This is a genomic window from Streptomyces sp. AK010 (genome assembly GCF_014207295.1).
Classification (GTDB): Bacteria; Actinomycetota; Actinomycetes; order Streptomycetales; family Streptomycetaceae; genus Streptomyces; species Streptomyces massasporeus.
In genome coordinates this window covers 88,145-112,935 of the sequence record NZ_JACHCX010000021.1, presented here as the reverse complement: position 1 = coordinate 112,935, position 24,791 = coordinate 88,145, and the positions used below count along the sequence as shown (strand labels likewise).

The following is a 24,791-nucleotide window of genomic DNA, read 5'->3' as shown; positions in this document are numbered from 1 at the left end:
GCGGGTCTGCGCCAGGATGTCCGGAACACCTAAGCATCTGGAGGGGAACCCAGAACATGAGTTACAACCAGCCGGGCCCGTACGGCGGGCAGCCCCAGCAGCCCGGTCCGTACGGCCAGCCGGGCCCGTACGGCCAGCCGCCGCAGGCGCCCCAGCCCGGCTACGGCCACCCCCAGCAGGCCCCTCCGCCCCAGCCCGGCTACGGCCACCCCCAGCAGGCCCCTCCGCCCCAGCCCGGCTACGGCCACCCGCAGCAGCCCCCGCAGGGCGTCCCGCCCCAGCAGCAGCCGCCCTACGGCCAGCAGCCCCCGTACGGCCAGCAGCCGCCCTACGGCCAGGCCCCCTACGCGGTGCCCCAGCCGCCCACGCCGGGCGGCGGCAAGAAGAAGACCGGCCTGATCATCGGCGCGGTCGCGGTCGTGGCGGCGATCGGCGTCGGCGCGTACTTCGTGATCGGCGGAGGCGGCGGCGCGGGCGCCCTGGAGGACGACGGGCCGCACAAGCTGACGATGCCGGCGACGGTACTCAGTGAGTACAAGCGCACCACGAAGGACGGAACGACGGCCGGCAGCGACTCGACCTCGGAACTGGAGAAGAGCGGCGTCAAGGACGCCAAGTCTGCGGCGGGCCTCTACAACACGCTGGACATGAGCGACTACGACCCGGACGACCCGGCGTCGGCGGCGCAGCTGGCCGCGGCCAAGACCCTTTCGGTGGCCGGTGCCTACGGCGAGATCGCCGACCCGGAGGCGACGCTGGACCTCTTCTTCGCCAACTTCAAGAAGTCGGCGAAGAAGGAGTCCGCCACCGGGTCGGGCAAGCCCGAACCGGTGGGCGAGCCCGAGGCGGCCGGCCTCGACGGCGCGGTCATGAAGTGCCAGTCGGTCAAGGGCCAGGACCGGCTGTCCAAGAAGGAGAAGATCAACTGGTTCTGCGTGTGGGCCGACTACAGCACCATCGCCATCGTGTCGCCGGGTGAGGTGGCGCAGGGCGTCACCAAGGACGTGGCGATCGACCTCACGACCAAGGTCCGCAAGGAGATCCGCGTCGCGGCCTGACGACGGTCACGACAAAGGCGCCCGGCAGCAGTGCCGGGCGCCTTCGCGTGCGGTGTGTGATCAGGCTGTCTTCTGCTCCCCCGGCCCCCGCCCCCGCGCATCCCGCGGAATCAGGGTCGGATTGACGTTCGACTGGACGACGTCCGCCGTGATGACGACCCGGGCCACGTCCTTGCGGGACGGGACCTCGTACATCACGCCCTGGAGGACTTCCTCCATGATGGCGCGCAGGCCTCGCGCGCCGGTCTGGCGGAGGATGGCCTGGTCGGCGATCGCCTCAAGGGCCTCGCGCTCGAAGTCCAGCTCCACGCCGTCGAGTTCGAAGAGGCGCTGGTACTGCTTGACGAGTGCGTTGCGCGGCTCGACGAGGATCTGGAGCAGGGCCTCGCGGTCGAGGTTGTGGACCGAGGTGATGACCGGGAGGCGGCCGATGAACTCGGGGATCATGCCGAACTTGACCAGGTCCTCCGGCATGACCTCCTGGAACTGGTCCTTGGACTCCATCTCGCGCTTGGAGCGGATCTGCGCGCCGAAGCCGATGCCCTTGGCGCCCGCCCGGGACTCGATGATCTTCTCGAGACCGGCGAAGGCACCGCCCACGATGAACAGCACGTTCGTCGTGTCGATCTGGATGAACTCCTGGTGGGGGTGCTTACGGCCGCCCTGCGGCGGGACCGAGGCCGTGGTGCCCTCCAGGATCTTCAGCAGGGCCTGCTGGACACCCTCGCCCGAGACGTCGCGCGTGATCGAGGGGTTTTCACTCTTCCTCGCGACCTTGTCGATCTCGTCGATGTAGATGATCCCGGTCTCGGCCTTCTTGACGTCGTAGTCGGCCGCCTGGATCAGCTTGAGCAGGATGTTCTCGACGTCCTCGCCGACGTAACCGGCCTCCGTGAGGGCCGTGGCGTCGGCGATCGCGAAGGGGACGTTCAGCATGCGCGCGAGGGTCTGCGCGAGGAGGGTCTTGCCGGAGCCCGTGGGGCCGAGGAGCAGGATGTTGGACTTCGCCAACTCGATGCCGTCGTCCCGGCCGTTCGCCCCGCCGTTCTCGCCGGCCTGCACTCGCTTGTAGTGGTTGTACACCGCTACGGAGAGGGCCTTCTTGGCGGCCTCCTGGCCGACCACGTAGCCCTCGAGGAACTCGTAGATCTCACGGGGCTTCGGGAGTTCCTCCCAGCGGACCTCGCTGGTCTCCGCGAGCTCTTCCTCGATGATCTCGTTGCAGAGGTCGATGCACTCGTCGCAGATGTACACACCGGGCCCTGCGATGAGCTTCTTGACCTGCTTCTGGCTCTTGCCGCAGAACGAGCACTTGAGCAGATCGCCGCCGTCACCGATGCGTGCCACGGTGTGCTTCCCCTTCGCCTGGGAGACTCCTGGACGTCGACGTCCAGCGGACTCCTGGTGCTGCCTTATGTCCGACGGTACCTTGCCGGGCCCCTCGTTCGGGCCCCCCTTGGCACGGTTCGCTTTGACGTGAACCGACTCAAACCGTGCCAAGGGGCGGCAGACGTCACTGCCTCTCGCGTCAACGCAGGCTCGAGTTGTCCATCTTCCGGGTGCTGATGACCTGATCGATCAGACCGTAGTTCAGCGCGTCCTCGGCCGTGAGGATCTTGTCGCGCTCGATGTCCTCGCGGATCTTCTCGACCGGCGTGGTGGAGTGCTTGGCCAGCATCTCCTCCAGCTGCGAGCGCATCCGGAGGATCTCGTTCGCGGCGATCTCCAGGTCGGACACCTGACCGCGGCCGGTCTCGCTGTACGGCTGGTGGATCAGCACGCGCGCGTTCGGCAGGGCCATGCGCTTGCCCGCCGTGCCGGCGGCCAGCAGGACGGCGGCGGCGGAGGCGGCCTGGCCCATGCAGACCGTCTGGATGTCCGGCTTCACATACTGCATCGTGTCGTAGATCGCGGTGAGCGCCGTGAAGGAGCCACCGGGGCTGTTGATGTAGACCGAGATGTCACGGTCGGGGTCCATCGACTCCAGGCACAGCAGCTGCGCCATGACGTCGTTGGCGGAGGCGTCGTCGATCTGGACGCCGAGGAAGATCACGCGCTCCTCGAAGAGCTTCGCGTACGGGTCGTACTCGCGGATGCCCTGGGAGGTGCGCTCGACGAAGCGCGGAATGATGTAGCGGGACTCGGCCTGCGGGCCGGTGTAGCGGCCCTGCGAGGCGCTCATGTCCTGCATGGCGTGCATACGGTCGTAGATCCCACTGCCGGGGAACTGGTTCACGGTGTCTCCTGAAAAGGGCTGAGGCGGTCGGCTGGGGCTGTCTGGGGTCGCTGGGGCCCGGGGAAGGGCTCCGCGGGCCTCACGGGGCGCCACAGGCCCCGTGGGGACCGCTCAGGCCCCGGTGCCGCCGCCGCCCGGCATGCCGGCGGCCGTGGGAATGACGTCGTCGATGAGGCCGTACTCCTTGGCCTCGAAGGCGTCGAACCAGCGGTCGCGGTCCGAGTCGCGGGTGATCTGCTCGACCGACTGGCCGGTGTGCTGCGAGGTCAGCTCGGCCATGCGCTTCTTGGTGTGCAGCAGCCGCTCGGCGTGGATCTTGATGTCCGAGGCCGAACCGGCGAGGCCGGCGGAGGGCTGGTGGATCAGGATCTCGGCGTTCGGCAGCGCGAAGCGCTTGCCGGGGGTGCCGGCGCTGAGCAGGAACTGGCCCATCGAGGCAGCGAGGCCCATGGCGATGGTGACCACGTCGTTCTTGATGAACTGCATGGTGTCGTAGATCGCCATGCCGGCCGTGATGGAACCGCCGGGGCTGTTGATGTACAGGTAGATGTCCTTGTCCGGGTCGGCGGCAAGGAGCAGCAGCTGCGCGGTGATCTTGTTCGCGATGTCGTCGTCGACCGGCTGGCCGAGGAAGATGATCCGCTCGTTGAGCAGCCGGTTGTAGACCTGGTCGCCGAGGCCACCACCGATGGAAGGCTCGCCGGCGGCTGAGGGCATCAGATTCGTCACGTATCCACCTGCTCGTCTTACGACGGCGCCGGGCCGTCTCACGTTTCCCTAGGGGCTAGGAGCCGTTCGGGGACTCCACTGCCCTCGTATTCATGGACCCTAACGCGCGGGTCCCTTCGGGGAATCCCGGAGATGGGAGTGTTCGCCGGGGGCGTAGCGCTGCGCGGCTTCGGCGGGGTGGTTCCGTTCATCGGCGGCTGCGGGCGCGTCGTGGTCGCTCGCGCAGTTCCCCGCGCCCCTGAGGTGGGTTGCCCCGCCGGTAACAAGAAGGCCCCGGGGCGTGCCCCGGGGCCTTCTGCACGGACTTACCTCCGCCGGGGCTCAGCCCTCGGTCTTCTCCTCGGCGGGCTCGGCCGGGGTCTCCTCGGCGGAGGCCTCGGTGGTGTCCTCGTCCTCTTCGTCGTCGAGGTCGATGATCTCGCCGTTGGTGTCCTTGACCGTGGCCTTCTCGACCACGACGGCCAGGGCCTTGCCGCGGGCGACCTCGCCGACCAGGAGCGGAACCTGGCCGCCCTCGACGACGGCCTGGGCGAACTGGTCGGGGGACATGCCGGAGGAGGCCGCACGGCGCATGAGGTGCTCGGTGAGCTCCTCCTGGTTGACGTTCAGCTTCTCCTGCTTGACGAGCTCGTCGAGCACGAACTGGGTCTTGATGCCCTTGACCGCGGCTTCCTTGGTCTCGGCGTCGAACTCCTCCTCGCTCTTGCCCTGGATCTCCAGGTACTTCGCGAGGTCGAGACCCATCTGGCCGAGCTGGTGGTGCTCGAGGTTGTGCTTGCGGGTGTTGATCTCGTCCTCGAGCAGCTTCTCGGGGACCGGGACCTCGACCAGCTCGAGCAGCTTCTCCAGGACGCGCTCCTGGGCCTGCGTGGCCTGGTCGTACTGCTTCATGTTCTCGAGGCGCTTGCGGCTGTCCGCGCGGAGCTCCCCGATGGTGTCGAACTCGGAGGCGAGCTGCGCGAACTCGTCGTCCAGCTCGGGCAGTTCACGCTTGGCGACCTGGGTGACCTTGACGGTGACCTCGGCCTCCCTGCCGGCGGCGGAGCCGCCCTTGAGCTCGGAGGTGAAGGTGGCCTCGCCACCGGCCTCCACGCCCTTCACGGCGTCGTCGATGCCGTCCAGCAGCTCGCCGGAGCCGATGGTGTAGGAGACGCCGTCGGCGACCCCGTCCTCCAGGACCTCGCCGTCGACCTTGGCCTGCAGGTCGATCGTGACGACGTCGCCGTCCTCGGCGGCACGCTCGACCGGGGCGGTGGAGGCGAAGCGCTCGCGCAGCTCCTCGACGGCCTTGTCGACGTCCTCGTCGGTGACCTCGACCGCGTCGACCTCGACCTCGATGCCGGAGAAGTCCGGGATCTCGATGGAGGGGCGGATGTCGACCTCGGCGGTGAAGTTCAGCGTCTCGCCGTCCTTCAGCTCCGTGATGTCGACCTCGGGCTGGCCCAGCACGCTGAGCTCGGCCTCGTTGACCGCGTCGGTGTAGAACTTCGGAAGCGCGTCGTTGACCGCCTCCTCCAGCACCGCACCGCGGCCGAACCGCTGGTCGATGACACGGGCAGGGATCTTGCCCTTGCGGAAGCCCTTCACCGTGACCTGCTGGTTGATCTTCTTGTACGCCGCGTCGAGGCTGTCCTTGAGCTCCTCGAAGGGCACCTCGACAGTCAGCCGAACCCGGGTCGGGTTCAGGGTCTCCACGGCGCTCTTCACGGTTCGGTCTCCTTGTGGCTGACTTCTTGGTTTCTGCCGGGGCCAGAACGGCCCGGCGGATTTCGCCGCCCGGAGACTTCAGACGCTGAGACACACGGGCGTGCAGCTTGCATAGTAACGGCAGCGCCTACACCGCCCAAAAGGCGATCACCCGAGGTGATCGGATGGGCGATCACGCGAGGTGATCGGGTGGCTGGTCGGGGTGGCGGGATTTGAACCCACGGCCTTCCGCTCCCAAAGCGGACGCGCTACCAAGCTGCGCCACACCCCGTCTGGTGCGAGACGTAGGGTACATGCCGGCCGGCGGTGTGGCCGCCGCATTTCCACAGGGTCCGCGCCGCGTCCGCTCCGGCGGGAATGCGGTGTGCGACGGAGGGGGCCGACCCGCTACGATGCCTTCAGTGCCGCGGTCACCCGACCTGCGGCGCGTGCTGTGCGGGCGTAGCTCAATGGTAGAGCCCTAGTCTTCCAAACTAGCTACGCGGGTTCGATTCCCGTCGCCCGCTCCATACGCGTCAGGGCCGGGTCGGAGGAGAACTCTCCGACCCGGCCCTGACGCGTTTCCGGGGTCGTTACGGTCGTCGGCATGATCACCCCTTCACGCCCGCGGACATCGCGTCGATGCCCCGGACCGAGTTCGCCTTCCCCGGCCCACTGCGCGACCGGCTCGTCGCTGCGACTCTCGGCGGTTCGAAGACCTCTACGACGGGACTCGTCGTCGACTACGGGCACGAGGGCGATCCGCTGCCGGAGGTCGGGGACCGTTCCGTGGTCGTCGACTCGGACGGGCGGCCGGTCGCGGTCATCGAAGTGACCGGCGTCCGCGTCGTCCCGCCGGCCCAGGTCGATCTCGCGCACGTGGTGGACGAGGGCGAGGGGCACACCAGCGTGGCCGAGTGGCGAGAGGACCACGAGCGGTTCTGGCACAGCGAGGACATGCGGGAGGTCCTGGAGGACGCCGGTTTCACCGTGGACGACACGACCCCGGCGGTTCTGGAGCGCTTCCGCCTCGTCGCCGATCTCCGCCCCGCCGGTCATTGACCGACCCGCACGGTCGCGCGCCGTCCCCCGCTCTCAGAGGTCGCGTACGTCGACGGTGTAGACGGAGCGGACGCCGTACGGGATGTACAGGGCGTTGCCGACGAGGAGGAGTTGCGCCCCGGAGGTGACGAGCAGGCTGTCGACCCGGCCGCCGTCGTCGCGGCCGTCCAAGGTGTCCTCGACCTTGCCGGTGCGCGCGTTCAGGGCGGCGAGACGGCCGCTGGGCGACGCGAGGTACACATGGGTGGCGGAGGCGGTCGGCGGGCCCTGCCGTTCCAGGGTGGTGTTGGAGTCCCACAGCGTGCGCCCGGTGCGCGGCGAGACGGCGCGGACGCCGCCGCTGGTGCGTGTGAAGTAGACGGTGCCGCGGACCAGGTACGCCCTCGATGCCTCGGGCCGGGGCTCCGTCAGCCGCCGCACGGTGAGCTTGTGCGAGGCGGCGTCGATCAGGGTGAGGCCACGGGTCATGGACAGGCCGTCCGCGAAGACCAGGTGTGCCCCCTGCCGGCCGAGCATCTGCAGGGATCCCTCGGCCTCGACGGTCCAGCGGCTCTTCCCGGTGGCCGGGTCGATCTCGGAGACGCTGGTCTCGGAGCTTTTCCCGTCCGCCGGCTCGGCCGTGCAGATCAGGTAGGCGCGGTCGGACGCCGAGTCCAGCACGCAGTCACCCCGGTCGCCCGGCTTCGGCTGCCGCCAGCGGACCTCGCCGGTCTCCGCGTCGAGCAGGGCGTACTGGTCGCCCTGTGAACCGTAGAAGGTGACGACGCCCTCGGGCACGAACGTGGCGGCGCCCTCGGCACCGTCGGGGACGACCGCCATCTCGCCGCTGCCGGTCGGGGTCCGCCAGAGTTCCTTGCCGCTTCCGGCGGCCAGGGCGTAGACCGTGTAGCTGGATCCCACGCCGCTCGTGCCTTCGGCGTCCTCGGCCCCGTAGCCGTAGACGCGTCCGTCGCCGGTGCCGATGATCGCGCCCTCGTCGCCGGAGGCGCCGTCGGGGGTGGAGTCGACGGGCCGGCTCCAGGTGTTGCGGCCGTCGGCGAGACCGAAGCGGGTCGCCATGAGGTCGGATCCGGCGCACACGAGGGAGGCGTCGACGACGGAGCAGTTCTTGAAGGACGTGTCGGCGCCGCCCAGGCCGCTCTCGCTCTCCCCGGGGCCCATCGCCGTGGCGACCCACGGTTTCCAGCCCTCGGGGAGGCCGGCCGCCCTGGCGGTGGGTGAGGCAGGGCCGTCGGCCGGGGCGTGGCGGTCGTTGTCGCGGATCAGGGCGACGGTGGTGGTGACGATCGCGGCGAGGGCGACGGCCGCGGCGGCGCAGGCCATCAGCAGTGCGGGTCTGCGGCGGCCGCGGGTGCGCCCGGCCGCGGGTGGCTTCCCGGCCGGGTCACCTGGCGGCCGGGACTGTTCCGTCGGGGTTCTGCCGGGGCGGGGGCGCCGCTCCTCGTCCCGCCCGGCGTCCGCCTCATCGGGCAGCCGGTGGGACGTTTCGCTGCGCTCGGTGCGGGCCGCGTCGGGCCATGCGGTGACGGCCGGCTCGGTCGGCCGTGCGCCGGGCCACGGGCGCACGGGGTGCGCGGCGCCGGGCGCGGGGCGCGAGCCGGGGGTGCCGCCCTCGCGGAGCAGCGCGAACAGTTCGTCCGCGGCGGGGCGGGACTTCTGGTGCTTCTCCAGGCAGAGCCGCACCAAGGGCAGCAGTTCGTCCGGGACGCCGGTGAGGTCGGGCTCGCCCTCGACGACCCGCAGGGCCGTCTCGTACGGGCTCGGGCTGTCGAAGGGGCCGCGGCAGGTGGCGGCGTAGGTGAGGACCGAGCCGAGGGAGAACATGTCGGCGGCCGGGCCGACGTCCTGGGGGGAGGCGAACTGCTCCGGGGACATGAAGGGCGGGGTGCCCATGACGCGGCCGGTCTGGGTGAGGACGTCGGAGGCGGCGAACTCGGCGGCGCGGGAGATGCCGAAGTCGATGACTCGGGGGCCGTCCTCGGCGAGCATCACGTTGGCCGGCTTCAGGTCGCGGTGGACGACTCCGGCGCGATGGATGTCGCGCAGGGCCTCGGCGAGGCCGGCGGCGAGGCCGCGCAGTCGGGGCAGCGGGAGCGGGCCGTGCTCGCGGACGTGGGTGCCGAGGTCCGCGCCCGGTATGTAGAGGGTGGCCATCCACGGATGGGTGGCGTCGGCGTCGGCGTCCACGACGGGGGCCGTGAAGGCGCCGCTGACCTGGCGGGCGGCGGCCACCTCGCGGCGGAAGCGGGTGCGGAACTCGTCGTCGTCGGCGTACTGGCTGTGCACGACCTTGATCGCGAGGCGCCGGCCCGAGGCCGAGTGGGCCAGGTAGACCACACCCATGCCGCCGGAGCCGAGACGGTCCTCGATGCGGTAGCCGCCCACCTCCGCCGGGTCAGAATCGCGCAGCGCCATCCCCGTACGTTCCCCCCGTCACGCACCGTCCTGTGGTCGGGGCGAGCGTAACCCGCCCCTGCGCCGGGCCCGCAGCGCGGGGCTCGGCGGAGGCGCTCCCACCCCGGTCAGAAGCTGATGGAGTTGATGGTGTCCGCTATCGAGTTGAGGAACCGCTGAATGTCGTCGGCCATGCCGGTCGAGGCGAGGAAGAAGCCGAAGAGGACCGCCACGATCGCGGGACCTGCCTTCAGGGAGCCCCCTCTCAGCAACACCACAAGGATGATCGCCAACAGCAGCACCACAGACAGTGAAATGGCCACAACTGATCACACCCTCGGTCGGTCCGCTCTCCCGGCCCGGGGACGCGACCCCGCGCACCCCCGCCAGAACCATCGTGCCACCAACACGCCCGGGCTATGCGGCCGGTGACGCATCGACCACACGCGTGTCGCCGCCGCGCGTGTGCGCCGCCCCCGCGCGGGCACCCAACGGCGGGGAGTCGCACGGCAATTCGACGGGCCACCCGCACAGGGAATTCGCCCGGATCGTTTCCGTCTCCACACAACGCGTTCGCAGCTATTTCGAATTGCTGCCACACGTCCGGCAACAGCCGTGCGAACCGGGGGCCGAAGAGTGTCGAAGCGGACATTCCGCTGGAGTCGCCTGCTGGTCTTATGCGTCACTTAGTCCGGAAGTATCACGACAAGCAAGATCCAGTGGATGCACACAATCCGCCATCGGGCGATGTGTTGGCCGTCACGCCGACAAGGCCGTCAACTACCCGTAATCCGGGGTAGCCGCAGCGAATAGCCAGGAATCATTCCGGCGTTTTACGAATAGCTGTTGGGAACGCTAGGGTGCCTCAGATGTTCCACGCTGCCTCGTCCCCCGCACGCGCAGCGAGGTCCCGGATCGTCTCCCCGAGCTCCTGGTGGGAGGGTCTGTGACGAACTCGCTGCGACCGAACGGCGACCGCAGGGCGCCACTTCCCCCGGCACAGTCGCCGGCGGACGGAGTGCCGAGCCCCCGCTCGCCGCAGAGCACGCAGAAGAAGCAGAACGGCAAGCAGCGCGACGCGTTCTTCGACAACGCGAAGTACCTCGCGATCGTGCTCGTGGCCATGGGCCACGCCTGGGAGCCGCTCAAGGGCGACAGCCGGATACTCGAGGCGGCGTACCAGGTCGTCTACGCGTTCCACATGCCGGCGTTCATCATCATCTCCGGCTACTTCTCGCGCAGTTTCGACATGCGGCCCGACCGGCTGAAGCGCCTGATCACCGGTGTCGCCGTGCCGTACATCATCTTCGAGACGGCCTATCCCCTGTTCAAGCGGGTCATCGACAACGACCCGCACCAGGAGATCAGCCTCCTCGACCCCTGGTACCTGACCTGGTTCCTGGTCGCGCTGTTCGTCTGGCGGCTGACCACCCCCATCTGGAACCTGGTGCGCTGGCCGCTGCCGCTCGCGCTGGGCCTGGCCATGCTGGCGACCGTCACCCCGGAGATCGGCGACGACCTGGACCTGCAGCGCGTCCTGCAGTTCCTGCCGTTCTTCGTCCTCGGCCTGGTCATGAAGCCCGAGCACTTCCACATGGTGCGCACGCGTGCGGTACGGATCGCCTCCGTGCCCGTGTTCGCCGCCGCCCTGGCCTTCAGCTGGTGGGCGGTGCCGCGCATGAACACCGCGTGGTTCTACCACCGGGACGCCGCGCAGGAACTGGGCGCCCCGTGGTGGACCGGCCCGGTCATGGTGCTCGCCCTGTTCGGCTGCTCCCTGGTGCTGACCGCCTGCTTCTTCGCCTGGGTGCCGCGCCGCCACATGTGGTTCACCGCCCTCGGCGCCGGCACGCTCTACGGCTACCTGCTGCACGGCTTCCTGGTGAAGGCCGGCGACTACCGGGGCTGGTTCGAGGCGTCCTGGCTGCACCACCCGGCCGGTGAGATCCTCGTGACCGCCCTCGCGGCCGCCGTCGTGACGGTGCTGTGCACCAAGCCGGTGCAGCGCGTCTTCCGGTTCGCGATGGAGCCGAAGATGGCCTGGGCCTTCAAGCGGGACGCGGCCGAGCTGGCCCGCGAACGCCAGAGCGCCGAGCGCCGCGAGCGCGAGAAGGTCAACGCCTGACCCTCCGAGCGGGATTCATCCGACGAGACCGAGAAGTGCGCGCATCCGTGCGTACTTCTCGGTCAGTCGTTTCCGGGTCGCCTCGTCGAGGACCGCGAGCCGGGCCGGGTCCGCGTTGTGCGCCAGGTCCGACTCCTTCACCAGCAGCGCCCCGGGCGTGGCGAGGATCCGCGCCGCGTACGCCTCCGGCGGCTCCCCCGCCCGTTTGGTGACCGCGAGCACGATGTCCTTCGTGCGGCTGCTGAAGCCGGCCCCGCGCAGCCACTCCGCGGAGAGGGCGTCGTCCTCGACCGCGTCGTGCAGCCAGGCCGCCGCGATCTGCTCCTCGTCGCCGCCCCGCGCCCGTACGCCCTCCGCCACGGCCCGCAGGTGTTCGGCGTAGGGCCGTCCCGCCTTGTCGGTCTGGCCGGTGTGTGCGGCGCGGGCGGTGGCCTCGACCTGGGCCAGGGTCATCCGGGATGTCTCGCTCACCGCTCCAGTGTCTCCCCGCGCAGCGCCGCCCGGGCCGGCAGGGTGGCCGCGGCCGTGCCGACGACGAGGGTCGCGGCGGCGAGCGAGCCGTAGACGAGCGGCGGGATGTACGGCCCCTGGCCCGTCAGGCCCCTCATCATCGGGACGAGGGTGGCCAGGGCGATCGCCGTGCCGAGCGCGATGCCCGCGACGGCGACCAGCAGGGCTTCCCAGCGGACCATGCGCAGGACCTGGCGGCGGGTGGAGCCGAGCAGACGGAGCGTGCCGAGTTCGCCGCGGCGGTCCAGGACCGTCATCACCAGGGTGTTGACGGCGGCGACCGCCGCGAAGCCGCCGAGGACGGCCGCCATGACCGTGTTCGCCCAGGCGTTGAGCTCACGGTCGAGGGACTGGGCGGTGGTGTGGTCGGCGCGGTCCAGGACCCGGCCGAGCGGGGCGAGGGCCTTCGCCGTGCCGCCCTTGCCCCACAGCTCGGTGTCGAAGGGCGAACTGACGGGCCAGGTCGGTGCGGTGGAAGGTGACCTGGGAACAGGCCCATGCCGCGTCCGTACGTCGCCGCCACCAGCGGGGTGGCCCTGGTGCCGTCGGGCAGGTGCGGGCGGATGCGGTCGCCGACCCCGACGTTCGCGTTCCGGGCGACGGACGCGTCGAGGGCGATCTCGCCCGGCTTCAGCGGCAGTCGGCCCTTCTCGACGTCCAGGTCCTGCACAGCGGCCAGGTCGCGGGCCGAACCCGTGACGCCCTGGGCGGAGACCGGGATCAGGGCGCCCGAGGCCTGGACGAGGACCGATGTCCTCAGCAGGCCCACGGCCGCGGTGACTTCGGGGGTGCGCCCGGCCCGTCGTACCGCGTCCGGGGGCAGGGCGCCCTCGTCGGTTGTGACGACGTGGTCGGCGACGATGCCCGCCCGCTGCTGCTCCGCGGTGACCCGGTCCTCGCTGGTGTGCAGGAAGACCAGCACGGAGGAGAACACCATGACGAACACGATCGGGGTGATCGCGGAGGCCAGACGCCGGTCGTTGGTACGGGAGTTGGCCGCGGCCAGAGCGGCGGGTGCGCCCGCGCCGCGCAGGGGGAGCCCGAGCAGGGACGCGCAGGGGGAGCCCGAGCAGGGACGCGCAGGCGCGGGCGATCAGCGGGCCCAGCAGAGCGACGGCCGGCATGAACGGCATGACCACACCGAGGGCGGCGTTCGCCGCGTCCTGGCCCGTCGCCGAGGCGGCCACGCCCGCGCACACGAAACCGCCGGCCGCCGCGGCCACGCCGAGCGGTGTGTGGATCCAGCCCGGGCGCAGCCGCTCCACGGACGCCTCGCTCAGCGCCTGGCCCGGCTTGATGCGTGAACTGCGGTGCGCGGCCATGTACCCGGCGAGCATGTGTGTCCTCCCGGATCCGAGTCGTTCGCACCGATGCGCCGGTGTGTCTCGAACGTACGGAGATGGAGGGTGGCCGGGCCATGAGGACGACCGCCGAACCCACCTGGGGAAAACCCCACCTCAGCGGGTCGCGGTGGCCGTCGGGCCCTCTCGGCAGATCAGCAGCAGGGCCCGGTCGTCGTTGACGTCCTTGGCCACCGCCTCGATGAGGTGCCAAGCGGCGCCGTGGAAGCCGCCGGCCACATAGCGGTCGGCCTCGCCGGTGAGACGGTCGATGCCCTCGACGATGTCGCGGTCGGAGGTCTCCACCAGGCCGTCCGTGAACAGCATCAGCACGTCACCGGGCCGCAGTGAGCCCTTTACCGGGTCGAACTGTGCGCCGTCGTACACCCCGAGGAGCGGGCCCTCGGCGGTCTTCTCCTCCCAGCGGCCGCTGCCGGCGCTGAGCTGGAGGCCCGGCGGGTGGCCCGCGGAGTAGAGCTCATAGTCGCCCGAGTCCAGGTCGAGGACCAGGTGGATGGAGGTGGCGAAGCCCTCGTCCCAGTCCTGGCGCAGGAGGTAGCCGTTGGCGGCCGGGAGGAAGGCGTGCGGCGGGAGGGAGCCGAGCAGGCCGCCGAACGCGCCGGACAGCAGCAGGGCGCGGGAGCCCGCGTCCATGCCCTTGCCGGAGACGTCGGTGAGGACGGCCTCGAGCGTACGGCCGCCGTTGGTGCGTGCCGCGACCACGAAGTCGCCCGAGAAGGACTGGCCGCCCGCCGGGCGCAGGGCCATCTCCCGGTGCCAGCCGTCCGGCAGGTCGGGCAGCTTGCTCTGCACCCGGATGCGCTCGCGCAGGTCGAAGAGCATGGTGCCGCCGCGCCGCCAGGGCACACCGACCCGGCTGCGGAACTGGGCCAGGAGCAGTCCGAAGAAGCCGCAGGCCGCGACCACGAGCACGACGCCCGGAGTGACCCTCGACGGGCCCTCCGTGTACGGGCCGAGCCGCACCGACTCCACGATCAGCGCCGTGGCCGCCGCCGCGTACAGGCCGAGCAGGCTGGCCGGGCGCAGCAGCAGGCCGCCCACGACGACGGGCAGGACCAGTGCGGCCGGTGAGAACCACACCGAGTTGGCCAGTGTCGCCGACGCGATCACGGGAACCATCAGGAGCAGACCGGCCAGGGCGATCCAGTCCGAGCCGTTGCCGCGGAAGTAGTCCACGGCGGCGCGGCGCACGCCGACGCGGACCCGGTGCCACCGCTTCCTCAACCGGGCCGTGAACGTCTCGGCTTCCGCACGCCGCTCTCGTCCTGATGCCATTAGTTCGGGACCCTATCCATCGGACCAGCCGCTTGGCACGGGAGGTCCCACTTGTCCCCCGTCCGAGGGCCGACTTCACAGTGAACTTCACAGCGCGCGGCCCTGCCGCCCCCCGGGAGAAAATTCCCTCGCTCGTCCCGCATTGCCCTGATAGGCATGGCTCATGGGAACTGACGCGAACGGCCTTTCGCCCGACTTGCGGGTCCTCCGGAAGGACGATTGGGACAAGTGGTACAACACCCTGCTCCGAAGCTTCGGAGGGGTGCCGGAGTCCGCCGAGGAGCGGGAGTTGTGGAACTCGCTGACCGAGTTCGACCGTTCGCTCGGTGCCTGGGACGGGGACGAGTGCGTGGGGACGGCCGGGGCGTTCAGCTTCCGGCTGACCGTGCCCGGCGGGGCGTCCCTGCCGGTGGCGGGCGTCACAATGGTCAGCGTGGCCGCCACGCATCGCCGGCGCGGCCTGCTGACGTCGATGATGCGGCGGCAGCTGGACGACGTACGCGCCTGGGGTGAGCCGCTGGCCGTGCTCACCGCGTCCGAGCCCGCGATCTACGGGCGCTTCGGCTATGGCAACGCGACCCTGTCGCTGACCGCCGAGATCGACACGACCCGGGTCGGGCTGTCGGTGCCGGACGGTACGGATGACGTACGGGTGCGGTACGCGGTGCCGGCCGATGTGCTCGACGTGTGCGAGGCGGTGTACGCCCGGCTGGTTCCGGTACGGCCCGGGATGCTGGCCCGGCAGCCCGGCTGGGAGCGGCTCGGGGTGCTCGATCCGGCGGGCGAGCGGGAGGGGGCGTCGCCCCTGCAGTGCGTGCTCGCCGAACGGGACGGGGAGACGGTGGGGTACGCGCGGTACCGCGTCAAGCCCGAGTGGGAGCCGTCCGGGTCCAACGGCACGGTGATCGTGGAGGAGTTGGCGGGGCTGGACCCCACGGCGGACGCGGCGTTGTGGCGGTTCCTGTTCGGGATCGACCTGACGTCGAAGGTCACCGTGCGGAGCCGTCCGGTGGACGACGCGTGGCAGTACCTGGTGACCGACCCGCGGAGGTGCCATCCGCGGGTGCGGGACTCGCTGTACGTGCGGCCGGTGGAGGTGGGGGCCGCGCTGGCGGCACGGACGTATCAGACGCCGGTGGATGTGGTGTTCGAGGTGGAGGACGCGTTCTGCCCCTGGAACGCCGGGCGCTGGCGGCTCAGCGGGGACGCGAAGGGCGCGTCGTGCGAGCGTACGGCGGATGCGGCGGATGTCGCCCTGTCGGTACGGGAGTTGGGTGCGGCGTATCTCGGGGGCGTGTCGCTGGCCGCGCTGGGGGCGGCCGGGCGGGTGCGGGAGCTTCGGCCGGGAGCGCTGGCGGAGGCGTCGCTCGGGTTCGGAGCGGGTGTGCCGCCGTGGCTGCCGCACGGGTTCTGACGCCCGGGTCTCTTTCGCGGGCGCCCGGGCCTTCTCAGGGACGCCGGCACCCGGGGCTTCAAGGGCGCTGGCAGGCCGGGCACCAGAAGAGGTTGCGGGCGGCGAGATCGGCGGTGCGGATCTCGCCGCCGCAGATGTGGCAGGGCAGGTTGGCCCTGCGGTAGACGTACACCTCGCCGCCGTGGTCGTCCACGCGGGGCGGGCGGCCCATCGCCTCCGGCGTGTGCTCCGGGCGGACGGTGTCGATGCGGTTGTCGCGGACGCCCTCGTGCATGAGGTCGACGAGGTCGGTCCAGATCGCGTGCCACTCGGTGGGGGTGATGTCCTTGCCGGCGCGGTACGGGTCGATGCGGTGCCGGAAGAGGACCTCCGCGCGGTAGACGTTTCCGACGCCGGCGATGACCTTCTGGTCCATGAGGAGGGCGGCGATCGTCGTACGGCTGCGGGAGATGCGGCGGTACGCGGTGTCCGGGTCGGCGTCGTCGCGGAGGGGGTCGGGGCCGAGGCGGTCGTGTATCGCCTGCTTCTCCGGGGGCGTGATGAGGGCGCAGGTCGTGGGGCCCCGGAGGTCCACGTAGGTGGTGTCGTTCGCCACGCGGAGGCGGACGGTGTCGGTGGGGGGCGGTTCGGGGGCCGGGCCGAAGGTGACCTTGCCGAAGAGGCCGAGGTGGATGTGGACCCAGTCGGTGTCGCGGAAGCCGAGGAAGAGGTGCTTGCCATGGGCTTCGGTGTGGGTGAGTTCCGTGCCGGTGAGGAGGGCGGCGGCGGGTGTGAACTTGCCCTGGGGGCTGGTGGTGCGGGGTTTCGTGCCGAGGAAGGCGGCGGCGTAGTCCTGGGCGAGGCGGTGGATGGTGTGGCCTTCCGGCACGGGTTCTCCCTGTGATCGTTGCCCTTTTTGCCCACCCGCCCGCCCGACTCGGTTCCCCAAGAAGCCGAGGCCGAAAGGATCCGGGGCTCCGCCCCGGGCCCCGGCGGGGCCTTGCCCGCCCGCCCGCCCGACTCGGTTCCCCAAGAAGCCGAGGCCGAAAGGATCCGGGGCTCCGCCCCGGGCCCCGGCGGGGCCTTGCCCGCCCACCCACCCGAATCGGTATTCCAAGAAGCCGAGGTCGAAAAGATCGTGGGCTCCGCCCCCGGCCCCGGCGGGGACTGCGTCCCCTGCACCCCTTGCGGGGGCTACGCCCCCGAACCCCCACGGGGCTTCGGCCCCAACCCCCGCAGGGCTTCCTCGCGGATCCCCGCAGGGCTTCCTCCCGGATCCCCGCAGGGCTTCCTCCCGGATCCCCGCAGGGCTTCCCCTTGAACCCCCACAGGGCCTCAACCCGAACCCCCGCAGGCCTCGCCCCCACGGCCGCACAAGGCTCCGGACTCGGGACCCCGCAGAGCCTCTCCTCCCGAACCCCCGCAAGGCCTCCCCCTGAACCCCCACAGGGCCGCCCCAACCCGAACCCCCGCAGGCCTCGCCCCCACGGCCGCACAAGGCTCCGGACCCGGGACCCCGCAGAGCCTCCTCCCGAACCCCCGCAAGGCCTCCCCCTGAACCCCCACAGGGCCGCCCCAACCCGAACCCCCGCAGGCCTCGCCCCCACGGCCGTCAAGGCTCCGGACTCGAACCCCACAAGGCTCCGGACTCGAACCCCGCAAGGCTCCGGACATCGGCCCCCGCAGAGCGCCGGACTCGGACCCCGCAGAGCTTCGGACTCGGACCCCGCAGAGCTTCGGACTCGATCCCCCGCAGGACCACGCCCTCCACAGACGGCAGAGGACCGGCCCTGCTGGGGGGGCGGGACTCCGTCCCGAGTTCGGCTCGGACGTCGGGCCCCGGGGCCCCGGGCCCGGCTCCCGGCCGCGCGGCTCGGGGTTCCAGCCCCGCGGGCGACGCGGCGGGAAACCCGACCGCCCGGCCCCTCGGGGTCGGGCAGCCCCGGGGCGCGGTCCCGGCGGCACGGGGTGCCCGGAGGGCTACTGCTGCGGGTGGTGCGGCGGGATCGGGGGGAGGTCGCCGGTCGTTTCGTAGGACGCCAGCATGTCGATGCGGCGGATGTGACGTTCGTCACCGGAGAACGGCGTGGCGAGGAACGTCTCCACGAACTTCGTCGCCTCGTCCTGCGAGTGCATGCGCGCGCCCACCGCGACGACGTTCGCGTTGTTGTGCTGGCGGCCCAGGGACGCCGTCTCCTCGCTCCACGCGAGGGCCGCACGGACGCCCTTGACCTTGTTCGCGGCGATCTGCTCGCCGTTGCCCGAGCCGCCGATGACGACGCCGAGGGCGTCGGGGTCCGCGGCCGTGCGCTCCGCCGCCCGGAGACAGAAGGGCGGGTAGTCGTCCTGGGCGTCGTAGATGTGCGGGCCGCAGTCGACGGGGTCGTGACCCGCCGCCTTCAGCCACTCGACGAGGTGGTTCTTGAGTTCGTAGCCCGCATGGTCCGAGCCGAGGTACACGCGCATGGGACGAGTGTGACACGGGTGTTTCGGGGAAAGCGCGCGGGGTGGCGCTCAGGAAAACCATGGACGAATGTGAGCCGCATTACTGAACCTCAGGAAAACCTCAAGTAACAATCTGGATTCAGAGGTTCTCCTAATCGTTCGCCTCCGATTCACTGGACCGGCTCGTACACCGCTCGTGCGAGCCCCCCGTACACCGGCATGCCGCGAAACACCCCTTTCGTGCGGCTCGCTCGGTTCGTACGGAAGTACAGCTCCCGGCGCAAAGGAAATCCGTTCCATGACCTCGCAGCCGACCATGAACAAGACCGGAAACGAACCCGGAGGGCCCGGAGAACCCGGAGCCGAGGGCTCCGGACTGCAGGCCGGGCTCAAGAACCGGCATCTTTCGATGATCGCCATCGGCGGTGTCATCGGCGCCGGACTCTTCGTCGGGTCCAGCTCCGGTATCGCCACCGCCGGGCCCGGCATCCTGCTGTCGTACGCCCTCGTCGGCACGCTCGTGGTGCTGGTGATGCGGATGCTCGGTGAGATGTCGGCCGCCAACCCGACCTCGGGTTCCTTCTCCGCGCACGCCGACCGGGCCCTCGGGTCCTGGGCCGGTTTCTCCATCGGCTGGCTGTACTGGTTCTTCTGGGTCGTCGTGCTGGCCGTCGAGGCGACCGCCGGTGCGGTGATCCTGGAGGGCTGGATACCGGCCGTGCCGCAGTGGGGCTGGGCCCTGATCGTGATGCTGGTGCTGACCGCCACCAACCTGGTCTCCGTCGGCTCGTACGGTGAGTTCGAGTTCTGGTTCGCGGGCATCAAGGTCGTCGCCATCGCCGCGTTCATCGTCGTCGGCGGGCTGGCCGTGTTCGGGCTGCTGCCGGGTGTGGACAGCGAGCAGGCCGGGCTGAGCAACCTCACCGCGCACGGCGGCTTCCTGCCGAACGGGGCCGGCGCCATCCTCACCGGTGTGCTGCTCGTCGTCTTCTCCTTCATGGGCAGCGAGATCGCCACCCTGGCCGCCGGTGAGTCGGAGAACCCGCGGCAGGCCGTCACCAAGGCGACCAACAGCATCATCTGGCGTGTCGCCGTCTTCTACCTCGGCTCGATCGCCGTCGTCGTGTGCCTGCTCCCCTGGGACAGCAAGTCCATCACCAAGGACGGCTCCTACGTCGCCGCGCTCGACTCGCTCGGCATCGCGCACGCCGGTCAGATCATGAACTTCATCGTGCTGACGTCGGTGCTGTCCTGTCTCAACTCCGGCCTGTACACCGCCTCCCGCATGGCCTTCTCCCTCGGCCAGCGTGGCGACGCGCCGAAGGCCTTCGCCCGCACGACCTCCAACGGCGTGCCGCGCACGGCGATCCTGGCCTCCGTCGCCTTCGGCTTCGTGGCCGTCTTCTTCAACTACAAGTTCCCGGACTCCGTCTTCCTCTTCCTCGTGAACTCCAGCGGCGCGGTCGCCCTGTTCGTGTGGCTGGTGATCTGCTTCTCCCAGCTGCGCATGCGGAAGATCATCAAGGCCGAGGCGCCCGAGAAGCTCGTCGTGAAGATGTGGCTGTACCCGTACCTGACCTGGGCGACTGCCGCGCTGATCGTGTTCATCCTCGGCTACATGCTCACCGACACCGAGCACGACGGACGCCAGACCATCCTGCTGTCGCTGCTCGTCGCGGCGGTGGTGCTCGTCATCGCCTTCGTGAAGAAGGGGGTGCGTGGGGGCCGTCCGGCCGCCGACGCCCCGCAGGTTCATAGTGAGGAACGCGACGAGGTGTCGGCCGGCTGATCCCTCCGGCCGCTCGCCGTTCGTCGTGAACGGGGGCCTGTGGTGCGTGCATCGGCACGCGCCGCAGGCCCCTTTCCTTTGCCTGCCGCGGTGCCTACAGCACCGTGAAACTGTCCGTGACCTTCTCGTAGGTGGCGAGCGCCTCCTGCTCGATCTCCTCCCGGTACCACGTGTTGACCTGGTACGACGTGCCGGTCACGTTGAAGCCGAGCAGCCGGGCGTGCCAGTGGACGCCCTTCAGCGTGAACGTGTACTCCCAGACCACCGCCGGGTGACCGCGAAACGTCGTCTCCTCCAGGCGGATCTTGCGGTAGTCCTGGCCCTGGTGGGCGTTGCGCTCCGAGGTCTGCCAGGTCTCCAGCAGGTCGCCGCGGGCCAGGGAGGACTTGCCGACCAGCTCCTGGGACCCGTCCGGGGAGGTGTAGTGCACCTCCGCCCCCGTCTTCACATCCCGTCGCCAGCCGTCGGGCGTCGCCCAGGCGAACCCGCCCGCCTCCCGGTGCGTGCCGGGCGGCGGGTTCTGCGGCCTGGCGGTGCCCTCGACGGTGGGCGAGGGGGTGGTGTCGTCCGTGGCGTCCTCGGTGGTGTCTCCGGTCGTGGCGGGTGCGGATGCCGAGGAGCCCGCGCGGGGGGTGTCGTCCTCGCCCGGCGGTCCCGATGAGGTGGCCAGCAGGATTCCCACGACCGTGCCGGCCGTGGCGAGGGTGGCCGCCGCGGCGGTGAGCACCGAACGGCGACGGGGGCGGGAGCGGGGCGTTGCCGGGGCGGGCGGCCCGGGGAGTTCGCCGGGCGGCATCGGCAGGGGTGCGGGGCGGGGGCGGCGCTCGGTCTCCGCCTGGGCGCGGGTGAGGGAGACGGGGCTCGGGGGGTGGGTGGTGCCGTCGGCCCGGCCTCCGGAACGGGCCGGCGTCGACGGGACTTTCGCGGCGGATTCCCCGGGTTCGGTGGGTGTGAGGGGTGTGGCGGGTGTGCGGGCGATGGGGTGGTGCGGGTCCAGGGCGGGGGCGGCACGGCGAGGGTCGGGTGGCGCCGTGGGAAGGGGAGCCGGGAGGTGTGCGGGGGTGGGTGTCTCCCTCGGGGGTGCGGAGACGGACGCCCTCGACCGGGGCCCGGGGAGCGGTTGTCGCCCTCCGAGGGTTTCCGGGTCGAGGGCGAGTGTGGGCTCCGGGCGCGGGGCGCACTCGTCGTCCGGCACGAGCTCCGGTTGCGGCTCCTCCTGCCGCACCACTTCCGGCTCCTCCTGCCGCACCGCTTCCGGCTCCTCCTGCCGCACAGGTTCCGGCTCCTCCTGCCGCACAGGTTCCGGCTCCTCCTGCCGCACCGCTTCCGGCTCCTCCTGCCGCACCGCTTCCGGCTCCTCCTGCCGCACAGGTTGCGGCTCCTCCTCCCGCCCCGGTTCCGCATCCCGCAGCCCCACCGCGACCGTGGGTGTCGGCGCCGGATACGCCACCGGCTCCAGCGCCGTTTCCAACGCCTCCAGGTCCGGGCGGGCCGACGGTTCCTTCGCCAGCAAGGACGTCAGGATGTCCCGCAACGGGCCCGACGCGGCGGGGAGTTCGGGCTCCTCGTACAGAACCGCGTGCAGGGTCGCCAGTGTGGTGTCGCGGGAGAACGGGGAGCGGCCGCCCAGGGCCGCGCAGAGGGTCGCGCCCAGGGACCAGATGTCGGACGGCGGGCCCTGGGGACGGCCGGAGATGCGCTCGGGGGCCATGTAGTCGGGCGAGCCGACCAGCATGCCGACCATCGTGAGCGCCTTGGCGTCCTGCATCGCGGCGATGCCGAAGTCGGTCAGGACGACGCGTCGACCGTGGCCGGAACCGTTGCCGTTGCCGCGTACGGATCCGGCCACCCCGTCCGCGTGTTCCACGAGCACGTTTCCGGGCTTGATGTCACGGTGCAGTACGCCGCGTTCATGCACCTGTCGTAGCGCCGCGACCAGACCGAGTCCGATGCGGGCCGTCTCGCCGGGGCTCAGCGGGCCCGACTCCGCGAGGATCCGTTCGAGGGAGCGGCCCACCACCAACTCCATGACGATCCACAGGCGTTCGCCTTCGTCGACCACGTCGTAGACCCGGACGACGTTGGGATGGTCGATCCGGGCCGTGGCCCTGGCCTCGCGCAGCGTCCGTTCGCGGCGGGTCCTGCTGTCCTCCGCGTCGAGACCGCCGATCCGCATTTCCTTGACGGCGACCTGCCGGTCGAGTATTTCGTCGGCGGCTCGCCACACCCGCCCCATTCCCCCCTGACCGATACTTTCGACCAACCGATAGCGTCCCGTCACCAATATCCCTGGAACACCGCCACTGTTCGCATTCCCCGGCAATCCGCTGCACCCCCTCCACGACGCCGCGACCGACTCCAGTGAAACACAACGGTCACACTTCGCGCCGTACCAGGATAGTGCGGTGAAATCTTGTGGTACCTCTTTCAGTGCTGCGAATTCAGGCGCAGCCCAGGGGGACGCAAGGGGGGGCGAACATGAGTTCTCGTCGTACGACAGCGGTCGCCGGATCGCTGGTCATGGCAACTTTCTCGGCGGTGTTGATCCTTTCCGGCACGGCCGGGGCGGAGGACGAAGGACCCGCAAGCGGCAAGGGGGGAAAGGCGGTTGACGCGGCGCCGGCCGGGGTGAAGCTCACGACGACGCTGCCCGGGAAGATCTCGGTCGACAACGATTTTGAAAAGACGGCGATTACCGCCACGGTGAAGAACGAGGGGAGCAAGGACAGCGGGAAGATCCGGCTGTTGGTCGTCGGTTTCGACGGGCTGGCCGTCAAGGGTGTCGAGGGGTGTTCGGCGATACCCGAGAAGGGACTTCCGGAGGATTCGAACAGCGGATTCGCATGCCCGATCGACAATCTCGCGGCGGGTAAGTCGAAGTCGTACGCCGTCGACGCGACGTTCGACCTCGGCAAGACCGGGAAGATCTGTCTGCCCGTGCAGACGAGCGACGGGAAGAAGACCTTCTGGCAGCAGGGTCCGGTGCCGTTCGGCACGAGCAACCCGTCGCCGGACGCCCCGGCCACGCCCCTGCTGCTCGGTACCGACAACGAGCCGGCGGGCCCGGGCGGGAAGGAACTGCCGAAGACCGGTCCCGCCCGTGATCTGCTGCCGCTGGGGGCGGCCGGTGCGTCGCTGCTCGCGGCGGGCGTGGCCGGAATGTGGTGGTCGCAGCGGCGGCGGCCAGGGGCTCAGGAGGGCTGAACCGGCCCCCTGTCGCGTCTCGTACGCGGAGAGGCCCGCCGGGGGCGTTCGCCCCCGGCGGGCCTCTCCGCAACGCCTGCGGCGTCAGCGCTTGTTCGCGAACTTCCAGGCCGTCGGCAGGACGCCCATCGCCAGCGCGGCCTTCAGCGCGTCGCCGATGAGGAACGGCGTGAGGCCGGCCGCGATCGCGGCGGTGGCGGACATGCCGGTGGCGAGGGCCAGGTAGGGCACGCCGACGGCGTAGATGATCGCCTCGCCCACCAGCATCGCGCCGGCCGTGCGCAGCACCGAGCGGTCGGCGCCGCGGCGGGCCAGGGCGCCGACGACGGTGGAGGCGAGGATCATGCCGAGGATGTAGCCGAAGGAGGGGGCGACGCCCGAGGTGCCCTGCGCGAACCACGGCACGCCCGCGATGCCCGCCACGGCGTACAGCGCGAGCGCCAGGAAGCCGCGGCCGGCGCCGAGGGACGTGCCGACGAGCAGCGCGGCGAAGGTCTGGCCGGTCACCGGCACCGGGGAGCCCGGCACGGGCACGGAGATCTGGGCGGCGAGGCCGGTGAGCGCGGCGCCGCCGAGCACGAGGGCCGCGTCCCGGACTCGGGAGGCAGGGAGCAGGTCGGCGAGGACCTGTCCGATGGGGGTCCCCCCTGAACGAGCGGAGTCGAGCTCTTGGGGGAGGGCGGGTGTGGCGGCAGCGGTGCTCATGGGGACTCCGCGAGGGTGAGGGCCGGTCGGGACACGGTGACGCTATCCCAGCGCCCTCGCCCCGATCACCGTCAGCCGTCCACAAAGGCCGGGACCGGCCGTTGGTCGGCTTCAGACAAAGGATGCAGGTTACAGCGAGTCAGGCGTGATGCCGGTCACGGTGATGGGGTGCCGTGCGACACGGGAGCGGGAAACCGGGCCTCTGTAGGGTTCCCCCAAAGGCGCCGGGGCGGTCGTCTCGCCCGTCGGTCGCCGTCCACCAGCCTGCGCAGCATCACCGTTCCGCCCCGCGGAAGACGCTGACCGCCGGCCCGGCCGCCGCCCGCCGCAACCTGCCGGAGTCGCTGCGGAACCTCGCCGACACTCTGTGGGCCGAGCACACCAACGGCGACGACAACGCCGTCCCGGAGGAGGACGTCGACGAGGAGCAGGCCGCCCGGCGAGTCCCGCAAGATCCTCGACCTGCTCCAGGCCTACGTCACCCGGCCGGGGAGAACACCCTGCGCCACCGCTGGTCGCCGAACCAGCTCGTCCTGTTCGGCACCCGCATCACCCAGCACTACGCCGTCGACAACTACGACGGCCGGCCCCGGCGCCTGCACCTGGTGACCGTGGCCGGGGACATCCCCGTGGGAATCGAGGGCAAGGAGAGCTACGTCATCGAAGGTGACGCCTCGCACTACTCACCGGTCGCCGCCCTGCCACACAGAGCGACGCGACTGTCCGGATAGTGGGATGCCTCTTCGTGTGAGCGGAGAGGCATCCGAGACTGGCGGCGTTTTGCCCTCGTACGCCTCTCACGCATAGGACGAGCCGCGC

Annotated in this window: 21 protein-coding genes, 2 tRNA genes and 1 pseudogene; 9 read left to right on the top strand and 15 right to left on the bottom strand. The window is 70.8% G+C overall.

What is annotated here, in order from left to right:
* The first annotated feature begins 56 nt into the window (after positions 1 to 56).
* Complete coding sequence (locus HDC93_RS31485) at positions 57 to 1,058, top strand: hypothetical protein (RefSeq protein ID WP_185014233.1); 1,002 nt, start codon at positions 57 to 59, stop codon at positions 1,056 to 1,058.
* Positions 1,059 to 1,118: 60 nt separating this feature from the next.
* On the opposite strand, the gene clpX is transcribed toward HDC93_RS31485, so the two are convergent.
* From clpX to HDC93_RS31460, 5 genes are all read right to left on the bottom strand, one after another.
* Positions 1,119 to 2,405, bottom strand: coding sequence for an ATP-dependent Clp protease ATP-binding subunit ClpX (gene clpX, locus HDC93_RS31480; protein ID WP_185014232.1), 1,287 nt, complete (start codon positions 2,403 to 2,405; stop codon positions 1,119 to 1,121).
* 181 nt (positions 2,406 to 2,586) lie between these two features.
* Entirely contained in the window at positions 2,587 to 3,294 is a 708-nt protein-coding gene (locus HDC93_RS31475) for an ATP-dependent Clp protease proteolytic subunit (protein WP_311774669.1), read from the bottom strand.
* A 111-nt stretch (positions 3,295 to 3,405) separates the two neighbouring features.
* A complete protein-coding gene (locus tag HDC93_RS31470) occupies positions 3,406 to 4,011 on the bottom strand; it encodes an ATP-dependent Clp protease proteolytic subunit (protein WP_030818448.1) in 606 nt (201 codons plus the stop codon).
* Positions 4,012 to 4,344: 333 nt separating this feature from the next.
* Positions 4,345 to 5,730, bottom strand: a complete 1,386-nt coding sequence (gene tig, locus HDC93_RS31465; RefSeq protein WP_185014231.1) for a trigger factor — start codon at positions 5,728 to 5,730, stop codon at positions 4,345 to 4,347.
* Between the two features lie 194 nt (positions 5,731 to 5,924).
* A tRNA-Pro gene (locus HDC93_RS31460) sits at positions 5,925 to 6,001 on the bottom strand.
* A 164-nt stretch (positions 6,002 to 6,165) separates the two neighbouring features.
* Here HDC93_RS31460 and HDC93_RS31455 point away from each other — a divergent pair.
* Both HDC93_RS31455 and HDC93_RS31450 read left to right on the top strand, forming a co-directional pair.
* Positions 6,166 to 6,239, top strand: a tRNA-Gly gene (locus HDC93_RS31455).
* 112 nt (positions 6,240 to 6,351) lie between these two features.
* Positions 6,352 to 6,771, top strand: a complete 420-nt coding sequence (locus HDC93_RS31450; protein WP_185014230.1) for an ASCH domain-containing protein — start codon at positions 6,352 to 6,354, stop codon at positions 6,769 to 6,771.
* A gap of 33 nt (positions 6,772 to 6,804) precedes the next feature.
* Here HDC93_RS31450 and HDC93_RS31445 read toward each other — a convergent pair whose 3' ends face one another.
* Complete coding sequence (locus HDC93_RS31445; RefSeq protein ID WP_185014229.1) at positions 6,805 to 9,186, bottom strand: protein kinase domain-containing protein; 2,382 nt, start codon at positions 9,184 to 9,186, stop codon at positions 6,805 to 6,807.
* A gap of 107 nt (positions 9,187 to 9,293) precedes the next feature.
* Positions 9,294 to 9,488, bottom strand: a complete 195-nt coding sequence (locus HDC93_RS31440; protein WP_185014228.1) for a hypothetical protein — start codon at positions 9,486 to 9,488, stop codon at positions 9,294 to 9,296.
* A 695-nt stretch (positions 9,489 to 10,183) separates the two neighbouring features.
* Between HDC93_RS31440 and HDC93_RS31435 the strand changes: the two genes are divergently transcribed.
* A complete protein-coding gene (locus HDC93_RS31435) occupies positions 10,184 to 11,290 on the top strand; it encodes an acyltransferase family protein (RefSeq protein WP_311774668.1) in 1,107 nt (368 codons plus the stop codon).
* A gap of 15 nt (positions 11,291 to 11,305) precedes the next feature.
* Here HDC93_RS31435 and HDC93_RS31430 read toward each other — a convergent pair whose 3' ends face one another.
* From HDC93_RS31430 to HDC93_RS38885, 3 genes are read right to left on the bottom strand one after another with little or no spacing between them, the layout of a single operon-like run.
* A complete protein-coding gene (locus HDC93_RS31430; protein ID WP_185014252.1) occupies positions 11,306 to 11,743 on the bottom strand; it encodes an HD domain-containing protein in 438 nt (145 codons plus the stop codon).
* Between the two features lie 14 nt (positions 11,744 to 11,757).
* Positions 11,758 to 12,111, bottom strand: coding sequence for an FtsX-like permease family protein (locus HDC93_RS38890; RefSeq protein WP_260419860.1), 354 nt, complete (start codon positions 12,109 to 12,111; stop codon positions 11,758 to 11,760).
* Positions 12,057 to 12,737, bottom strand: coding sequence for a hypothetical protein (locus HDC93_RS38885; RefSeq protein WP_260419859.1), 681 nt, complete (start codon positions 12,735 to 12,737; stop codon positions 12,057 to 12,059). The genes HDC93_RS38890 and HDC93_RS38885 overlap by 55 nt, the downstream gene beginning before the upstream one ends.
* On the opposite strand from HDC93_RS38885, the gene HDC93_RS31420 reads away from it, so the two are divergent.
* Positions 12,736 to 13,104 (top strand): hypothetical protein, encoded by a 369-nt coding sequence (locus HDC93_RS31420; RefSeq protein WP_185014226.1) that lies wholly within the window; start codon positions 12,736 to 12,738, stop codon positions 13,102 to 13,104. The genes HDC93_RS38885 and HDC93_RS31420 overlap by 2 nt on opposite strands.
* Positions 13,105 to 13,257: 153 nt before the next feature.
* Here the strand turns inward: HDC93_RS31420 and HDC93_RS31415 are convergent, their stop codons facing one another.
* Entirely contained in the window at positions 13,258 to 14,436 is a 1,179-nt protein-coding gene (locus HDC93_RS31415) for a PP2C family protein-serine/threonine phosphatase (RefSeq protein ID WP_185014225.1), read from the bottom strand.
* A gap of 163 nt (positions 14,437 to 14,599) precedes the next feature.
* Between HDC93_RS31415 and HDC93_RS31410 the strand changes: the two genes are divergently transcribed.
* Positions 14,600 to 15,850, top strand: coding sequence for a GNAT family N-acetyltransferase (locus HDC93_RS31410; RefSeq protein WP_185014224.1), 1,251 nt, complete (start codon positions 14,600 to 14,602; stop codon positions 15,848 to 15,850).
* Positions 15,851 to 15,908: 58 nt separating this feature from the next.
* On the opposite strand, the gene HDC93_RS31405 is transcribed toward HDC93_RS31410, so the two are convergent.
* Together HDC93_RS31405 and HDC93_RS31400 are read right to left on the bottom strand one after the other, a co-directional pair.
* Positions 15,909 to 16,718: an Fpg/Nei family DNA glycosylase gene (locus HDC93_RS31405; protein ID WP_185014223.1), complete on the bottom strand. Its 810-nt coding sequence runs from the start codon at positions 16,716 to 16,718 to the stop codon at positions 15,909 to 15,911.
* 1,091 nt (positions 16,719 to 17,809) lie between these two features.
* Positions 17,810 to 18,295 carry a ribose-5-phosphate isomerase gene (locus HDC93_RS31400; protein ID WP_185014222.1) on the bottom strand — a complete coding sequence of 162 codons (486 nt, stop codon included), beginning with the start codon at positions 18,293 to 18,295 and terminating at the stop codon, positions 17,810 to 17,812.
* A 277-nt stretch (positions 18,296 to 18,572) separates the two neighbouring features.
* Between HDC93_RS31400 and HDC93_RS31395 the strand changes: the two genes are divergently transcribed.
* Positions 18,573 to 20,063, top strand: a complete 1,491-nt coding sequence (locus HDC93_RS31395; protein ID WP_185014221.1) for an amino acid permease — start codon at positions 18,573 to 18,575, stop codon at positions 20,061 to 20,063.
* Between the two features lie 94 nt (positions 20,064 to 20,157).
* On the opposite strand, the gene HDC93_RS31390 is transcribed toward HDC93_RS31395, so the two are convergent.
* Entirely contained in the window at positions 20,158 to 22,299 is a 2,142-nt protein-coding gene (locus tag HDC93_RS31390) for a protein kinase domain-containing protein (RefSeq protein WP_398987124.1), read from the bottom strand.
* Between the two features lie 242 nt (positions 22,300 to 22,541).
* Between HDC93_RS31390 and HDC93_RS31385 the strand changes: the two genes are divergently transcribed.
* Positions 22,542 to 23,267, top strand: coding sequence for a hypothetical protein (locus tag HDC93_RS31385; RefSeq protein WP_185014219.1), 726 nt, complete (start codon positions 22,542 to 22,544; stop codon positions 23,265 to 23,267).
* Positions 23,268 to 23,351: 84 nt separating this feature from the next.
* On the opposite strand, the gene HDC93_RS31380 is transcribed toward HDC93_RS31385, so the two are convergent.
* Complete coding sequence (locus HDC93_RS31380; protein ID WP_260419858.1) at positions 23,352 to 23,972, bottom strand: biotin transporter BioY; 621 nt, start codon at positions 23,970 to 23,972, stop codon at positions 23,352 to 23,354.
* A 255-nt stretch (positions 23,973 to 24,227) separates the two neighbouring features.
* On the opposite strand from HDC93_RS31380, the pseudogene HDC93_RS31375 reads away from it, so the two are divergent.
* Positions 24,228 to 24,703, top strand: a pseudogene (locus HDC93_RS31375) (TauD/TfdA dioxygenase family protein); the annotation flags it as partial.
* Between the last annotated feature and the right edge of the window lie 88 nt (positions 24,704 to 24,791).